Source organism: Streptomyces kunmingensis (assembly GCF_039533535.1).
Classification (GTDB): Bacteria; Actinomycetota; Actinomycetes; order Streptomycetales; family Streptomycetaceae; genus Streptomyces; species Streptomyces kunmingensis.
In genome coordinates this window covers 529,403-543,117 of sequence record NZ_BAAATS010000002.1, presented here as the reverse complement: position 1 = coordinate 543,117, position 13,715 = coordinate 529,403, and the positions used below count along the sequence as shown (strand labels likewise).

14 protein-coding genes and 1 tRNA gene are annotated in these 13,715 nt (G+C 70.6%); 4 read left to right on the top strand and 11 right to left on the bottom strand.

Going from position 1 to position 13,715, the window contains the following annotated elements; genetic code table 11:
• Positions 1–75: 75 nt before the first annotated feature.
• From ABD366_RS04595 to ABD366_RS04575, 5 genes are all read right to left on the bottom strand, one after another.
• Positions 76–831, bottom strand: coding sequence for a nucleotidyltransferase family protein (locus ABD366_RS04595; protein WP_324766031.1), 756 nt, complete (start codon positions 829–831; stop codon positions 76–78).
• A 54-nt stretch (positions 832–885) separates the two neighbouring features.
• Complete coding sequence (locus tag ABD366_RS04590) at positions 886–1,344, bottom strand: hypothetical protein (RefSeq protein WP_324766030.1); 459 nt, start codon at positions 1,342–1,344, stop codon at positions 886–888.
• Positions 1,345–1,596: 252 nt separating this feature from the next.
• Complete coding sequence (locus tag ABD366_RS04585) at positions 1,597–2,733, bottom strand: ABC transporter ATP-binding protein (protein ID WP_324766029.1); 1,137 nt, start codon at positions 2,731–2,733, stop codon at positions 1,597–1,599.
• A gap of 453 nt (positions 2,734–3,186) precedes the next feature.
• Positions 3,187–4,302, bottom strand: coding sequence for an RNA-guided endonuclease InsQ/TnpB family protein (locus ABD366_RS04580; RefSeq protein ID WP_324766028.1), 1,116 nt, complete (start codon positions 4,300–4,302; stop codon positions 3,187–3,189).
• A 13-nt stretch (positions 4,303–4,315) separates the two neighbouring features.
• Entirely contained in the window at positions 4,316–4,489 is a 174-nt protein-coding gene (locus ABD366_RS04575) for a hypothetical protein (RefSeq protein ID WP_324766027.1), read from the bottom strand.
• A 140-nt stretch (positions 4,490–4,629) separates the two neighbouring features.
• On the opposite strand from ABD366_RS04575, the gene ABD366_RS04570 reads away from it, so the two are divergent.
• Positions 4,630–4,702 (top strand) — tRNA-Thr (locus tag ABD366_RS04570).
• Positions 4,703–4,753: 51 nt separating this feature from the next.
• Here ABD366_RS04570 and ABD366_RS04565 read toward each other — a convergent pair.
• Together ABD366_RS04565 and ABD366_RS04560 are read right to left on the bottom strand one after the other, a co-directional pair.
• Positions 4,754–6,178, bottom strand: coding sequence for an NAD(P)/FAD-dependent oxidoreductase (locus ABD366_RS04565; RefSeq protein WP_324766026.1), 1,425 nt, complete (start codon positions 6,176–6,178; stop codon positions 4,754–4,756).
• An 11-nt stretch (positions 6,179–6,189) separates the two neighbouring features.
• Positions 6,190–6,837, bottom strand: coding sequence for a rhomboid-like protein (locus tag ABD366_RS04560; protein WP_324766046.1), 648 nt, complete (start codon positions 6,835–6,837; stop codon positions 6,190–6,192).
• A 33-nt stretch (positions 6,838–6,870) separates the two neighbouring features.
• Between ABD366_RS04560 and ABD366_RS04555 the strand changes: the two genes are divergently transcribed.
• Positions 6,871–7,752: an aminoglycoside phosphotransferase family protein gene (locus ABD366_RS04555; RefSeq protein WP_324766025.1), complete on the top strand. Its 882-nt coding sequence runs from the start codon at positions 6,871–6,873 to the stop codon at positions 7,750–7,752.
• 62 nt (positions 7,753–7,814) lie between these two features.
• Here ABD366_RS04555 and ABD366_RS04550 read toward each other — a convergent pair whose 3' ends face one another.
• Entirely contained in the window at positions 7,815–8,831 is a 1,017-nt protein-coding gene (locus ABD366_RS04550) for a zinc-binding dehydrogenase (RefSeq protein ID WP_324766024.1), read from the bottom strand.
• Positions 8,832–9,067: 236 nt separating this feature from the next.
• Between ABD366_RS04550 and ABD366_RS04545 the strand changes: the two genes are divergently transcribed.
• The gene (locus tag ABD366_RS04545) at positions 9,068–9,748 is read left to right on the top strand and encodes a pentapeptide repeat-containing protein (protein ID WP_324766023.1); all 681 of its coding nucleotides are present in this window, start codon (positions 9,068–9,070) and stop codon (positions 9,746–9,748) included.
• 22 nt (positions 9,749–9,770) lie between these two features.
• Here the strand turns inward: ABD366_RS04545 and ABD366_RS04540 are convergent, their stop codons facing one another.
• The 3 genes from ABD366_RS04540 to ABD366_RS04530 all read right to left on the bottom strand — a co-directional run bounded on the left by ABD366_RS04540 (position 9,771) and on the right by ABD366_RS04530 (position 12,557).
• On the bottom strand, positions 9,771–10,280 hold the full coding sequence (locus tag ABD366_RS04540; protein ID WP_324766022.1) for a hypothetical protein: 510 nt from the start codon (positions 10,278–10,280) through the stop codon (positions 9,771–9,773).
• A gap of 181 nt (positions 10,281–10,461) precedes the next feature.
• The gene (locus ABD366_RS04535; RefSeq protein WP_324766021.1) at positions 10,462–11,109 is read right to left on the bottom strand and encodes a response regulator transcription factor; all 648 of its coding nucleotides are present in this window, start codon (positions 11,107–11,109) and stop codon (positions 10,462–10,464) included.
• A 314-nt stretch (positions 11,110–11,423) separates the two neighbouring features.
• On the bottom strand, positions 11,424–12,557 hold the full coding sequence (locus ABD366_RS04530) for a sensor histidine kinase (RefSeq protein ID WP_324766045.1): 1,134 nt from the start codon (positions 12,555–12,557) through the stop codon (positions 11,424–11,426).
• Positions 12,558–13,037: 480 nt separating this feature from the next.
• Here ABD366_RS04530 and ABD366_RS04525 point away from each other — a divergent pair, with 480 nt between their 5' ends.
• On the top strand, positions 13,038–13,595 hold the full coding sequence (locus ABD366_RS04525) for a GlcG/HbpS family heme-binding protein (protein WP_324766020.1): 558 nt from the start codon (positions 13,038–13,040) through the stop codon (positions 13,593–13,595).
• Positions 13,596–13,715 lie beyond the last annotated feature (120 nt).

Sequence of the window (13,715 nt, the reverse complement as noted above, 5' to 3'; positions counted from 1 at the left end):
GTGCGGGGCCCTTCCCGTACGCCGATGGGCCCCGCACGTGATTCGTGCGGGGCCCATTCACGTAAGGCGGCAGCTTCAGCGGCCCAGAGCGGCGAGTTCCCTGGCGGCTTCCCTCAGGTCCTTGGCCGTGTCGATCGCCCGCCAGTACGCGCCCTGAGGGATCGGGAAGCCCGCCAGCCGCTTGGCCCGGGCCAGCCGCGGGAACGTGGTGCGCTCGTGATCGCCGACGTCCGGCAGCAGCGACGCGAACTCGGCGGAGAAGACATACAGCCCCGCGTTGATCAGGAACGGGGAGGGCGGAGCCTCCACGAAGTCCGTGATGTGGCCGAACGCGTCCGTCTCGACGGCCCCCCACGGGATCCGCGGCCGGGCCAGCGCCAGCGTCGCCGTGGCCTCGCGCTCATGATGGAAGTCGGCCATCTCACGCAGGGAGAAACGGGTCCAGATATCACCGTTCGTGGCATACCAGGGGCGGTCCCGGTGCGGCAGGTGCTCGGCCGCGAACTTCAGGCCGCCGCCGCGCCCCAGCGGCTCCTTCTCCACGACCGTCGTGACCCGCAGCGGCAGATCGGCCTGGTCCAGCCACTCCTGGAGAACCTCCGCGAGGTGACCGCAGGAGACGACGGCGTCCGTGACACCCTCCTCGGCGAGCCAGCTCAGCTGATGCCCGATGATCGGCGTCCCGGTGCCCGGGATCTCCACCATCGGCTTCGGCCGGTCGTCGGTGTACGGGCGCAGACGCGAGCCCTGGCCGCCCGCCAGGACGACGGCCTGCGTGGGGCGGTGGGGAAAGGAGCGCGGGCCGTGCGCGGCCGGTTCAACGGTCGTCATGACCGGAACTGTACGTGCGCACGGCCCGCCGGACTGTCGAGGGCTCTCAAGGACTCAGGCGCGGAAGCCGGCCACCCCCGAGGCGAAGGACGTGTCGCAGACCGGGCGCGCGTACGACTGCGCACGGGCCGGTCCGTAGGCCTGCACCGCGGCGCGGCCCAGGGCCTTCGCGATCGACATGCAGTGCTTGGCGAGCGAGGGGCGTCGGTCGACCTCCTGCTGGAGATGGGTGAGCGCGATCCCGGGATCGTCCTCCTGGAGCTCTTGGAGGAGACGGTCGCGCAGAACGTCCTGGGGAGCGCGCGACTTGGCACGCGCGGAGACGTCCTGTGAGGAAGCCGTGAGGATGGAGTCCGCGTCGTTCCCGGACCAGTTGACTCGGGTGACCGCGAGGGTCCCGGAGAGCACCAGCATCACCGGCAGGACGAACGCGAGCGTGCGGGCGGCGCGGCGGGCGGGGCCCTGGCCCCGGGCTCGGCGCGGCTTCTGGGTGTAGTCAGCGGAGTGCGTCACGCGAGTGAGCGTAGCGGTCAGTGATGATTTGGCGACATTTAGTCACTCGACCGAGGGACGGGTAACTAGGTTTCTTTGCTTACGCGTTGACGCTACTGGCCTATATGTCTTACTTGCCGGGGTATTTGTCGACACCGCGGCGCACGCGAAAGGCCCCGCGCCGAAGCACGGGGCCCATCGGAACTGCTCCGAGTATGCCAGCCGGAGGTCAGCCGGACGTCAGTCGGACATCAGCCGGACGCCGGCCGTACGTCAGTCGGAGAGGCGCTCGCCCGTCGAGGTCGAGAACACGTGGGTCTCGCCCGGACGCGGCACCACGTGGAGCTGGGTGCCCTTCTCCGGCACCTGGCGGCCGTTGACCCGGACGACCAGGTCCTTGTGCTCGCCGTTGACCTGCGCGGCACCGTAGACGTAACCGTCGGCGCCGAGCTCCTCCACCACGTTGACGGAGACCGCGAGGCCCGCCGGGGCGTCCGAGGCGTCCTTCGTGAGGGTCTTCGCGGCCTCGCCACCGTGCTCGACGATGTCGAAGTGCTCCGGGCGGACACCGACCGTGACGGTGGTGTCGCCCTTGTCGGAGGCGGCCTTGAGGGCCTCACGGTTGATCGGGACGACCGAGTTGCCGAACTTCACGCCGCCGTCGGTGATCGGGACCTCGACCAGGTTCATGGCGGGGGAGCCGATGAAGCCGGCGACGAAGAGGTTGGCCGGGCGGTCGTACATGTTGCGCGGCGAGTCGACCTGCTGGAGCAGACCGTCCTTGAGGACCGCGACGCGGTCGCCCATCGTCATGGCCTCGACCTGGTCGTGGGTGACGTAGACCGTGGTGATGCCGAGACGGCGCTGGAGCGAGGCGATCTGCGTACGGGTCGACACACGGAGCTTGGCGTCGAGGTTCGACAGCGGCTCGTCCATGAGGAACACCTGGGGCTCACGCACGATGGCGCGGCCCATGGCCACACGCTGGCGCTGACCACCGGAGAGCGCCTTCGGCTTGCGGTCCAGGTACTCGGTCAGGTCGAGGATCTTCGCGGCCTCCTCGACCTTCTGCCGGATCTCCGCCTTGTTGACGCCGGCGATCTTGAGCGCGAAGCCCATGTTGTCGGCGACCGACATGTGCGGGTACAGCGCGTAGTTCTGGAACACCATGGCGATGTCCCGGTCCTTGGGGGGCAGGTGCGTGACGTCGCGGTCGCCGATGCGGATCGCTCCGCCGTTGACGTCCTCGAGGCCCGCGAGCATGCGCAGGGAGGTCGACTTGCCGCAACCGGACGGGCCGACGAGGACGAGGAACTCGCCGTCCTCGATCTCGATCTCCAGGCCGTCGACGGCGGGCTTGGTGGAACCCGGGTACACGCGGGTCGCCTTGTCGAACGTGACAGAAGCCATGGCTGTGAAGCCCCCTTCACCGGCAGGAACGTGCCGGACGATCCGTTGTAAAGGTGGGGCCGCCACGGCTTGTGCCACGGCGGCGTGAAGCATGGTGAAGCACGAGATGAAGCACTGGTGTAGTCCACGCGGGTGAACTGATCGGACCGTACCTGGCGAACAGCCGGTCTGTCAGTAGTCGGAGGACTGTGAGATCCGCCGAAATATTCGAGCGGCCAGAGCACCGCACTTTTGGCTTGCACTGTGAGAAAGGGAGCAGAGCGCCAAACTTTTGACCTGTGCCGAAGGCAGAGCGGGGCCCTTTTGGCCTCGCCTCACGGCTTCCTGCTTCACAGCCCGCCGCCGACGGGCAACAAACTTCTCCGCCGCACCGCACGGTCTCACGCAAGCTCCACAGGCATGACGGCCGACAGCCCATCGGTCCGTACCGCACGCATCACACCGGCCACGCTCCTACGCGGCCGCCACCACCACATCTGACAGCTCAGACGCTTTGATCACCGAGGGGATCGCCCGCTCCGGTGGCAACGCCGACGCCACCAGCCAGTACAGCCGCATCCCTTCGTCCCGCAGATTCACCGCCGCGTTCGCATCACGGTCGTGGACCGCACCACACTCCGTACATACCCACGCGCGAACGGCGACATCCAGCTTCGGGCCCTTCGTGTGGCAGTCCGAACAGCGACGCGTCGACGGGAAGAACCGGTCCACGACCACCAACGTCCGCCCGTACCACTCGCACTTGTACCGAAGCTGCCGAAGCAATTCGCCCCACGAAGCATCCGTGATCGACTCGTTGAGCCGCGCTTTGCGCCGCCGCCCCTTACCCTTCGCCGCAGCCGTCAGGGTCACGATGGACAGGTCCTCCACCACGAGCACTTGGTTCTCGCGCACGAGGCGGGTGGTGAGCTGATCCAGCATGTCCCTGCGCACGTCACCGATCAGGGCGTACAACCGAGCGATCTTCTGGCGCACCTTCTCCCGGTTCCGCGAACCGCGTTCCTTACGGTGCAACTCCCGCTGTAGCGACTTGAGGCGAGCCGCATATCGCCGCAGCAAGCGTGGGTGATCCGTCTTCGTGCCGTCGTCGAGCGTCACCAGGGAGGCCAGGCCCAGATCGATGCCCACCGCCCGTGGCTCCCGCGACCCCGTAAGGAACACCGCGGGCAGGGGCTCGATCACTTCCTCCACCAGAAACGCGACGAAGAACCGCCCGGCCCGATCCCGCTCCACGGTCAGCCGTGTCGGCAGCACACCCGACGGCAACGGCCGCGACCACCGCACGTCCAGGGGTTCACTCTGCAAGGCGAGTTTTACGGCGCCCGTCCCAGGCTGCTCCGCATCCTCGCGCCAGCTGAAACCGGTACGCGCATACATCGCTGAATCCCGTGCCCGCCCCTTCTTCTTCCGCCTCGGATACTTCGACGTACCACGGAAGAAACCCTGGAAAGCCGCCTGTAGGTGCCGCAACGGCTGCTGTAACACCGTCGACGACACCTCCATCAGCCACGACGTTCCTTCCGCCCGCCGCCACCCCGTCAGGGCCCGGCACGTCTCCGCGAAGCCCACCGACACCCGGTGCTCACGCCACGCTTTCAGGACCGGCCGGACGGCTGCGCGGCCTGCTGCTGTCGGCGATGCCGAGCGCCTCGCGCTTGACGCGCTTGGCCTCCGCGCCGGTCACCGAACGCGGCTTCCCCGCCGGATCGTCCATGAGCCCCCGCCCCTCCGTGCAGTCCGATATTCGGAACAGCATGTCTGTCCGTTCAACGAACGGGTGCGCGGGTGGTCACGCATGAATTTCGATCGACGGAGTGCGCGGGAACTTCTTGGCCTGCGGTGAGGGAGGCTGTGTAAGGTAGGGGAGCCTTCGCGTACAGCGTTGTGGTGCGCTATGCCGCCTTAGCTCAGTTGGAAGAGCTCAGTACTTGTAATACTGCGGTCGTCGGTTCGATTCCGACAGGCGGCTCTTTGTAAAAGCCCAGGTCACACATCGTGTGGCCTGGGCTTTTTTCGTTGGTCAGTGGCGGCCTGTGATGCGGTCGGCCGCCTTCGCCAGGCGGGACGACGTCGCCGTGTGGTTGCTCTGTTCCCGGTGGTCCGCCGTGCGGTATGTGGCGTAGAGGGCGTGGACGCCGAGCCAGCGGAAGGGTTCTGGTTCCCACTTGCGGACCTTGTGGTTGGCCCAGGGGAGGGTCGTGAGGTCGGTGGGGCCGGACTGGCCGGAGTCCTGTTGGACCAGGTCGCGGAGGGTGCGGGCGGCCAGGTTCGAGGTGGCTACGCCGGAGCCTACGTAGCCGCCGGCCCAGCCGAGGCCGGTGGTGCGGTCCAGGGCGACGGTGGCGCACCAGTCGCGGGGGACGCCCAGGACGCCGGACCAGGTGTGGGTGATGGGGACGCCGGTGAGTTGGGGGAAGAGCTGGGTGAGGAGGTGGGTCAGGGAGTCCACCGTCGCGGGGTGGGTGCGGCCGTTGGTGTCGGTGCGGGAGGCGTAGCGGTAGGGGTGGCCCCGGCCGCCGAGGGCGATGCGGTCGTCGGCGGTGCGCTGGGCGTACATGTAGGCGTGGGCCATGTCGCCTAGGGTTTCGCGGCCTTGCCAGCCGATGGTTTCCCATTGGGCGGGGGTGAGGGGGGCCGTGGCGATCATGGAGGAGTTCATGGGGAGCCAGGCGCGGCGGTTGCCTTTGAGGGAGGCGGTGAAGCCTTCGGTGCAGCGGAGGATGTAGGGGGCGCGGACCGTGCCGTACGGGGTGATGGCGTGTTTGGGTTTGATCTCGGTCACTGGTGTGGATTCGTGGAGGGTGACGCCCAGGGATTCCACCGTGCGGGCCAGGCCCTTGAGGAGTTTTACGGGGTGCAGGCGGGCGCCGTGCGGGGTCCAGGTGGAGCCGACGGCGCCACAGACGCGGATGCGGTCGGTGGTCTCGCGGGCGCCGTGCAGGGTGCGGTCCTTCTCGCCGTAGGTGAGTTCGGTGGCGTGGAAGGTGCGCAAGCGTGCCAATTGGGCCGGGGTGTACGCGACTTCGAGGACGCCGCCGTGGTGGATGTCCGCGTCGATGGATTCCTCGCGGGCTACGTCGATGACTTCGGTCACCGTGGCGTTCATGGCCTGTTGGAGGCGGACGGCGGCGTCGTGGCCGTGGAGTTTCGCGTAGCGGTCGCGGCCCGCGATGCCGTTGTAGAGCCAGCCGCCGTTGCGGCCGGAGGCCCCGTAGCCGCAGAACTTCTGTTCGAGGACGGTGATGCGGAGGAAGGGGGCGGCTTTTTTGAGGTAGTACGCGGTCCACAGGCCGGTGTATCCGCCGCCGACGATGACGACGTCGGCGTTCGCGTCGCCGGTGAGGGGTTCGCGTGGGGTGGGGAGGCCGTCGTCCGCGTACCAGAACGATATGCCGCCGTTGGCGGGGCCCGGCGTGCCGCCGCCGGTGCTGTTCGCGCTGCTCATGGCGGTGGAGGCTACTGCGCGGGCCGGGTTTGCGGCAGGGGTTCGTGGTGGGTGCGGCAGAGCGGGTGGCAGGCGAGGCCGATGAGGAGCGAGGTGAAGTGGCCGAGGTCGGTGAAGGTGCGGCCGGTGGCGAGGGGGCTGCCGTAGAGGGTGAGGATGACGACGAGGTACACGTAGCGCCAGGGTGGTGGGAGGCGGTACGTGAGGATGCCGATGCTGCCCGCGAGGGCGTAACTCACGCCGATGTCCAGGGTGTTGACGGAGGAGGCGGGGGCGTGGCCGTTGCCGATGGCCCAGAGGAGGGCGCCTTCGCTGATCAGGGTGGCCAGGACGTGTGCGGCGGCGGCGACGGCGAGCCAGCGCGGGGTGCCGAGCCAGTGTTCGGCGCGGGCGTGGAAGACGGTGTAGAGGAGGGCGTACGGCCACCAGCTGCTGCCGTCGATCCAGAGGGCCGAGGAGACGAGGACGCGGATGGGGTTCGTCGACAGTTCGTGCAGGTTGGTGGAGCGCTGGCGGAGGAACTCCTGCTCGAACCGTGGGTCCATGTGGTGCAGGGCGACCGTCGTGACGAAGAGGACGAGCAGCCAGATGTACGTGCCCGGGGCGCGGCGGAGGTACGACCACACGGACGTCCGTAGGCGACGGAGAAAAGGGCGCATGGTCGATTCAGGCACGCCGGTAGGGTCGGCGGCGTGATCGACATTCCGGTGGGGCTGGCCGAGTCGCAGCACGAGTACGCGGGGGAGGCGGGCCGGGCGTTCATCGCCGCGTTGCCGGCTCTGGTCGAGGAGTTCGTCGAGCGCTGGGACCTGCGGGTCGAGGGGCGGGCGATGCACGGGATGGCCGCGCTGGTGCTGCCTGTGGTGCGGCGGGCGGACGGGGTGCCCGCGGCGGTGAAGTTCCAGGTCCTGGACGAGGAGACGGCGGGGGAGCCGGTCGCGCTGCGGGTGTGGGGCGGTGACGGTGCGGTACGGCTCCTCGACCATGACGCGGCCACCGGGACGATGCTGCTCGAACGGCTCGACGCGGGGCGGATGTTGAGCGTCGTGGAGGACTCGCGGGAGGCCGTCCTTGTCATCGCGGAGTTGCTGGCGCGGTTGACGGCGGGCCCTGCGCCGGAGGGGATGCGGACGCTGGCGGACATCGCGGGGCAGATGCTCGACGACGTGCCGGGGGCGTTGCCGAGGATCGCCGATCCGGTGCGCCGGGGTGTCGTGGCGTCCTGTGCGGCGGCGGTGCGCGAGGTGGTGGGGGAGGCCGGGGACCGGTTGCTGCACTGGGATCTGCACTTCGAGAACGTGCTGGCGGGCGGGCGTGAGCCGTGGCTCGCCATCGACCCGAAGCCGCTCGCCGGGGACCCGGGGTTCGACCTGTGGCCGGCGCTGGACAACCGGTTCGAGGCGGACGAGGTGGTGTGGCGGTTCGACGCCATGACGGAGGTACTGGGCCTGGACCGCGAGCGGGCCAGGGCGTGGACGCTGGGGCGGGTGCTGCAGAACGCGCTGTGGGACGTGGAGGACGGGCGGGAGTTGTCGGACGACGGGATGGAGATCGCGGTGCGGTTGATGAGCTGATGGGCTGATGGGGTGGGTGAGGGGTGCGGGGTGAGGGGGAGGGCGTGGGGGCCTGGTGGGGGTCAGGGTTCCAGGACGACCTTGCCTGTCGTGCCCCGGGTTTCCAGGGCGTGGTGGGCGGCGGCCGCGTCGGCGAGGGGGAAGCGGTGGACCGCGGGGGTCAGGATGCCGCGGCCCGCGAGGTCGAGCGCGGCGAGTTCCAGGGTGCGGACGGGGTTGTCGCCGCCGCCGGCCTTGCGCATCATCGCCGGGCCGAGGACTTCTTCCTGGACGATGCCGCGGCGGGCCCGTTCGGTCTCGTCCAGGAGCTGGGGGCCGCCCGTGTCGCCGATGCCCTGGTCGGACCAGCCGAAGATGACGTGGTGGCCGCCGGGGCCGAGCAGATCGAGGGCGGCGGTTGCCGCAGGGCCGCCGACGCCGTCGTAGAGGACGGTGGCGTGCAGGCCGTGGGCGTCGAGGTACTCCCGCGCCCGGGCCGGCCAGTCGGCGTCCTTGTAGTCGAGGGCGAGGTCGGCGCCGTTCGCCGCCACCCGGGCCGCCTTCGCCGGGCCGCCGGCCAGGCCGATGACGGTGCCGCCCGCGTGCTTCACGTACTGGACGAGGAGGGTGCCGATGCCGCCCGCCGCCGCGGGGACGATCGCGACCGTCTCGGGGGTGGTCTCGGTGAAGTTGAGGATTCCTACGGTGGTGCGGCCCGTGCCGATCATGGCGACGGCCTGCGCGGCGTCGAGGTTGGGCGGGATCTCGTGGAGGCGGGCGGCGTCCGTCACGGCGAGTTCGGCGTAGCCTCCGGGGGCGAAACCGAGGTGGGCGACCACCTTCCTGCCGAGCCAGGCCGGGTCGGTGCCCGCGCCGAGCGCGTCGACGGTGCCGGCTACCTCGCGGCCGGGGATGGTGGGCAGGTCGGGGAGGCGGGGCAGCGGGCCCTGCATGCCGGTGCGGAGCGCGGTGTCGAGCAGGTGCACGCCCGCGGCCTCGACCGCGATACGGACCTGGCCGGGGCCGGGTTCGGGGTCCTCGGTCTTCTCGTGGGTGAGGTTCTCGGCGGGGCCGAAGGCGTGGAGTCGGATGGCGTGCATGGGGGCTCCCCTGGGGCGGCGTGGTGGTGCGACTGTGCGGCGGTGCGGCTGTACAGCTTGCGGCTGTGTGGCGTTGCGGCTGGGTGGCTGTGAGGCCGTGAGGCGTTGCGGAGGTCGGGCCGTCTGTACGTGGTCGGTCGCGGGGTCAGTGTTTGACCTCAAGCGCGCTTGAGGTCAAGGTCCGGCCGGTACGGGGGTGCTGCGGGATTGTCAGTGGGGGCGGGCAGCATGGGGGCATGGCAGACAGGAGTGGCGGGGCGGCGAAGGTGAAGCAGGCGCGGCGGCCGGAGGTGCGGCTGCCTCCGCTGGTGCCCTGGGAGGAGGGCGGGCGGCTGGAGCCGGACGGGGATTATGACGGGCTGGAGTTCAGCGGGGCGGATCTGGCGGGCCAGGAGGGGGCCGGGGCACGGTTCATGGACTGTTCCGTGCGCGCGTGCGGCTTCGACGGGACGGAGCTGCGGCGTGCGCGGATCCTGGACTCGACGCTGGCCGGCATCCGCGGCGTGGGTACGGACCTCTCGGAGGCGACGCTGCGGGACGTGGAGGTGACGGACGCGCGGCTCGGCGGGGTGCAGTTGCACGGGGGCGTTCTGGAGCGGGTCGTCTTCCGGGGCGGCAAGATCGACTACCTGAATCTGCGCAAGGCGCGGCTGAAGGATGTCGTGTTCGACGGCTGCGTGCTGGTCGAGCCGGACTTCGGGGGTGCGCGCCTGGAGCGGGTGGAGTTCCCCGGGTGTGTGGTCAAGGGGGCGGATCTCACCGGCGTGACGATGACGGACGTCGACCTGCGCGGCGCGGCCGAGCTGGGGATCGCGCGGGGTGTGGACCGGCTGGGCGGGGCGGTGATCTCCCCGCCCCAGCTCTTCGATCTGGCACCGGCGTTCGCGGCGCAGTTGGGGGTGCGGGTGGTGGGGTAGCGGGGAGAGCCGGGGGTGGGGGCTAGCGCTTTTCGGGGACTCGGGGGAAGCGGGACTGGAGGTCCCAGATCGCCGGGTTCTCCGCCAGGTCCTCGTGCATGTCGCTGAGGTCGGCGATGAGGTCGTGGAGGAAGTCCCTTGCCTCGCGGCGCAGTTCGGTGTGGGAGAACGTCAGCGGGGGCTCGTGGCCCGGCATCCAGTCGGCCTCCACGTCGACCCAGCCGAAGCGGCGCTCGAACAGCATGCGGTCCGTGGACTCGGTGAAGTCCAGGTCCGCGTACTGCGGGGTGGCGCTGCGGCTGCCGCGCGGGTCGCGGGCCAGCTGCTCCACGATGTCGCACAGCGCCCAGGCGAAGTCGAGGACGGGGACCCATCCCCAGGCTGTGGACAGTTCCCGGTCCGCCTTCGTGTCGGCCAGGTACACGTCACCGCAGAACAGGTCGTGGCGCAGCGCGTGGACGTCCGCGCGGCGGTAGTCCGTCTGCGGGGGGTCCGGGAAGCGGCGGGAGAGGGCGTAACCGATGTCGAGCACGTAGGGATGGTGTCACGTTGGAGGGGGTTGTCCGGAGGGGGCGTACGGTGCGGGGCGTCCGGAGCGGGGCGTCCGGAGCGGGGCGCCCGGTGCGGGGTGCCCGGTGTGGGGCGTCCGGTGTGGGCTGCCCGGTGCGGGGTGCCCGGAGTGGGGCGTCCGGCTGGGGCTCGGACGTCGGCCTTTACGGCAGCAGGCGCTGTTCGTTCGCTACGGCGACCGCGCCCGCCCGGGTGTCCACGCCGAGCTTGTCGTAGATCCGGCCGAGGTGGGTCTTGACCGTGGCCTCGCTGATGAACAGGGCCTTGGCGATCTCCCGGTTCCCCAGGCCGTGCGCGAGCTGCGCGAGGATGTCGCGTTCGCGGTCGGTGAGGGTGGGCCGCGGTTTGCGCATATTGGCCATGACGCGGCCGGCGACCGGAGCCGAGAGTGCCGTACGGCCCTGGGCGGCGGCCTGGATCGCGGCGAACAGTTCCTCCGGGCGTTCGGCCTTGAGCAGGTAGCCGGTGGCTCCCGCCTCGATGGCGCGGGTGATGTCGGCGTCGGTGTCGTACGTCGTCAGGACGAGGACGTGCGGGTTCTTTCCCGGGCCCGAGGTGAGGCGGCGGGTCGTCTCCACTCCGTCGATGCCGGTGCCGAGCTGGAGGTCCATCAGGACCACGTCCGGGGTGATTTTGGCGGCCAGGGCCAGGGCTTCCTCGCCGGTGCCCGCTTCGCCGACGACCTCGATGTCGTCGGCGCTGTCCAGTAGGGCCTGGAGGCCGGCGCGGATCACTACGTGGTCGTCGCAGAGGAGGATCCGGACGGGGTTCGCGGAGCGTGGGCCGGTCATTTGTGGGGGCCTCCGTAATGTGCGGGGTGGTTGGTTGTTGGGGGGTCTGGGGCTGGGTTTCTGAGGGGTGCGGGTGGGCTGAGGCTGAGGTTTGCGCAGTTCCCCGCGCCCCTAAAAGATCGCGCCGTTCCCCGCGCCCCTGAAAGATCGCGCCGTTCCCCGCGCCCCCGGAAGGACTGCGCAGTTCCCCGCGCCCCTTGAGGGAACCTCCAGCCCCTGCGGCGATTGAGCAGCGGGGGCCGGGGCGGAGCCCCGGGGGGTGAGGTGAGCGCCGGTCCGGTGGTGGATGTGCGTACGCGTGAACCCGCCGCCGTTCACTGGACCCCGGGTACCAAGGGGATGGCTGCCGAGAGGACCGTGCCCTCGCCGGGGGACGACTCGATGGTGAGGGTGCCGCCGAGCTGGCGGACCCGCGCCCGGATCGCCGGAACCCCATGACCCCGTACCCCGGACGGCGATTCGGGCAGCGACTCCGGGTCGAACCCCCGCCCGTCGTCGGCGACATCCAGAACGACCTGATCGTCGAGCAGCGTGAGCGTCAGCGCGGCACCGGCGGCACCGGAGTGCTCCCGTACGTTGGCCAGCGCCCCCTGCGCGATCCGCAGCAGGGCCGACTGGACCCGGTCGGGAAGCTGCGGCACGGGGTCGAGGTGGACGCGGACCGTCAGACGCTCGCCGGACTCCCGCGCGGCAACGGCCCGCAGCGCCTCCTCCAGACCCCGGGCCAGGTCGGCGGGGGCCAGGTCGTGCACGAACCGGCGGGCCTCGGTCAGATTGTGCTCGGCGACCGACTCGGCGGTGCGGACATGCGCGCGGGCCTTGCCGGGGTCGGACTCCCACACCCGCTCGGCCGCCTGGAGCAGCATCTGCTGGCTGGACAGGCCCTGCGCGAGGGTGTCGTGGATCTCCATGGAGAGGCGCTGACGCTCGGCGAGGGTGCCCTCGCGGCGCTCGGCGGCGGCGAGTTCACGCCGGGTGCGGATCAGGTCGTCGATGAGGGCGCGCTGCCGTACACCCTGCCGCTGCATCTGGAGGAAGACGGCCGTGGCGATCACGACGACCGCGGGCGGGCCGAGGACCAGGTCCGGGTCCCAGCGGCCGGCCAGCCGCAGCTGGGCGGCGATCACCAGGCCGGTCAGCAGCGTCACCAGGACGAGCGCGGCACGGGTCGGGAGCGTCCGCAGGCCCGTATAGAAGAGGGGCACCGCGCACCAGGCGAAACTCGGGGCGAACACGACGAGCACCACCCATACGACGACCACGAGCGTCAGCCAGATCCGCTGCCTCGTCGTGGACCGCTCCGCGATGCCGCGCGCGAGCCCGGTGGCGTACACGAGTGTCAGTACGGCGCAGAGCGCGATGATCCAGGGGGTGCGCTCGCCGCCGGGGTGGCGCAGCAGGAAGCGGGCGAGGGCGACGGCCAGCAGCAGGAAGAACGCGGCGTGCATGACGGTGGTGAGGCGGCGGTTGTCCGCGTCGTAGCTGTCGTCGATCCGGTCGACGGGTGTCCGCTGCCGGTCGACGGTTGTCCGCTGCGGGTCGACGGATGTCCGCTGTCGGTTGTCGGGCCTGGCCGTGACCATTGGCTTCCGCACCTCCTCCACGCCTCCATGCCGCTACGCCCATGCCGCTACGCCCATGCCGCTACGCCCATGCCGCTACGCCCATGCGGCTCCGGCCGGGTCCGGCGGCTCCGAACTGGGCAAACACTGCCATTGTCGCGGGCCCCGGCGCCCCCGGGGTCAACCGATCGGATGACCCCGGCATCGGCCGCTCGGCAGCCCGTGAGCAGCCGGAACGCCGACGGTCCTGCCCCGGTCCCGGGCCCAGGCTGGAAGCAGAAGGAACACCCCGCAGGAACACCCGCAGCAGAACACCTGCCGCAGGAACACCCGCCGCAGGAACACCGCCCTCCCGAGGAGTCCCCCATGAAGAAGCTCTCCCGCCGCTCCACCCTCTTCACCAGCGGCGCCGTTGTCGCCGCCGTCGCCGCCGGTACGTTCGGGACGGTGTCCGCGAACGCCTCCGCCCCGGCCGCGCCCGCCGCCGCTTCTGCCGCCGGTGCCGGTGCCAAGAGCAACACCACCATGAGCACCACGCACCTGACGCTGGCGTCGGCCACCAAGGCCGCCGAGGCCGCGCTCGGCGCCGCCAAGAAGGAGAACCAGAAGGTCTCCGTCGCCGTCGTCGACCGTGACGGCAACACCATCCTGACGCTGCGCGGTGACGGGGCGGGTCCGCAGGCGTACGAGGCGGCCGAGAAGAAGGCGTTCACCGCCGTGTCCTGGAACGCGCCGACGTCCGAGCTCGTGAAGCGGCTGGACAAGGCGCCGACCCTGAAGGACATTCCCGGCACGCTGTTCCTCGGGGGCGGTGCGCCTGTGGCCGTCAAGGGGGCGCCGGTTGCGGGGATCGGTGTGGCCGGGGCGCCGTCGGGGGACCTGGATGAGAAGTTCGCCCAGGCGGGGGTCGATGCTCTGCGCTAGTCCGGTTCGGCCGCGCCCCGGCTCGGGGCGCGGGGCTCCGCCCCGGACCCCGCTCCTCAATCGCCGGAGGGGCTCGATTTCAGCCGGAGGGGCTTGGCCTCAGCCGGAGGGGCTGGATCC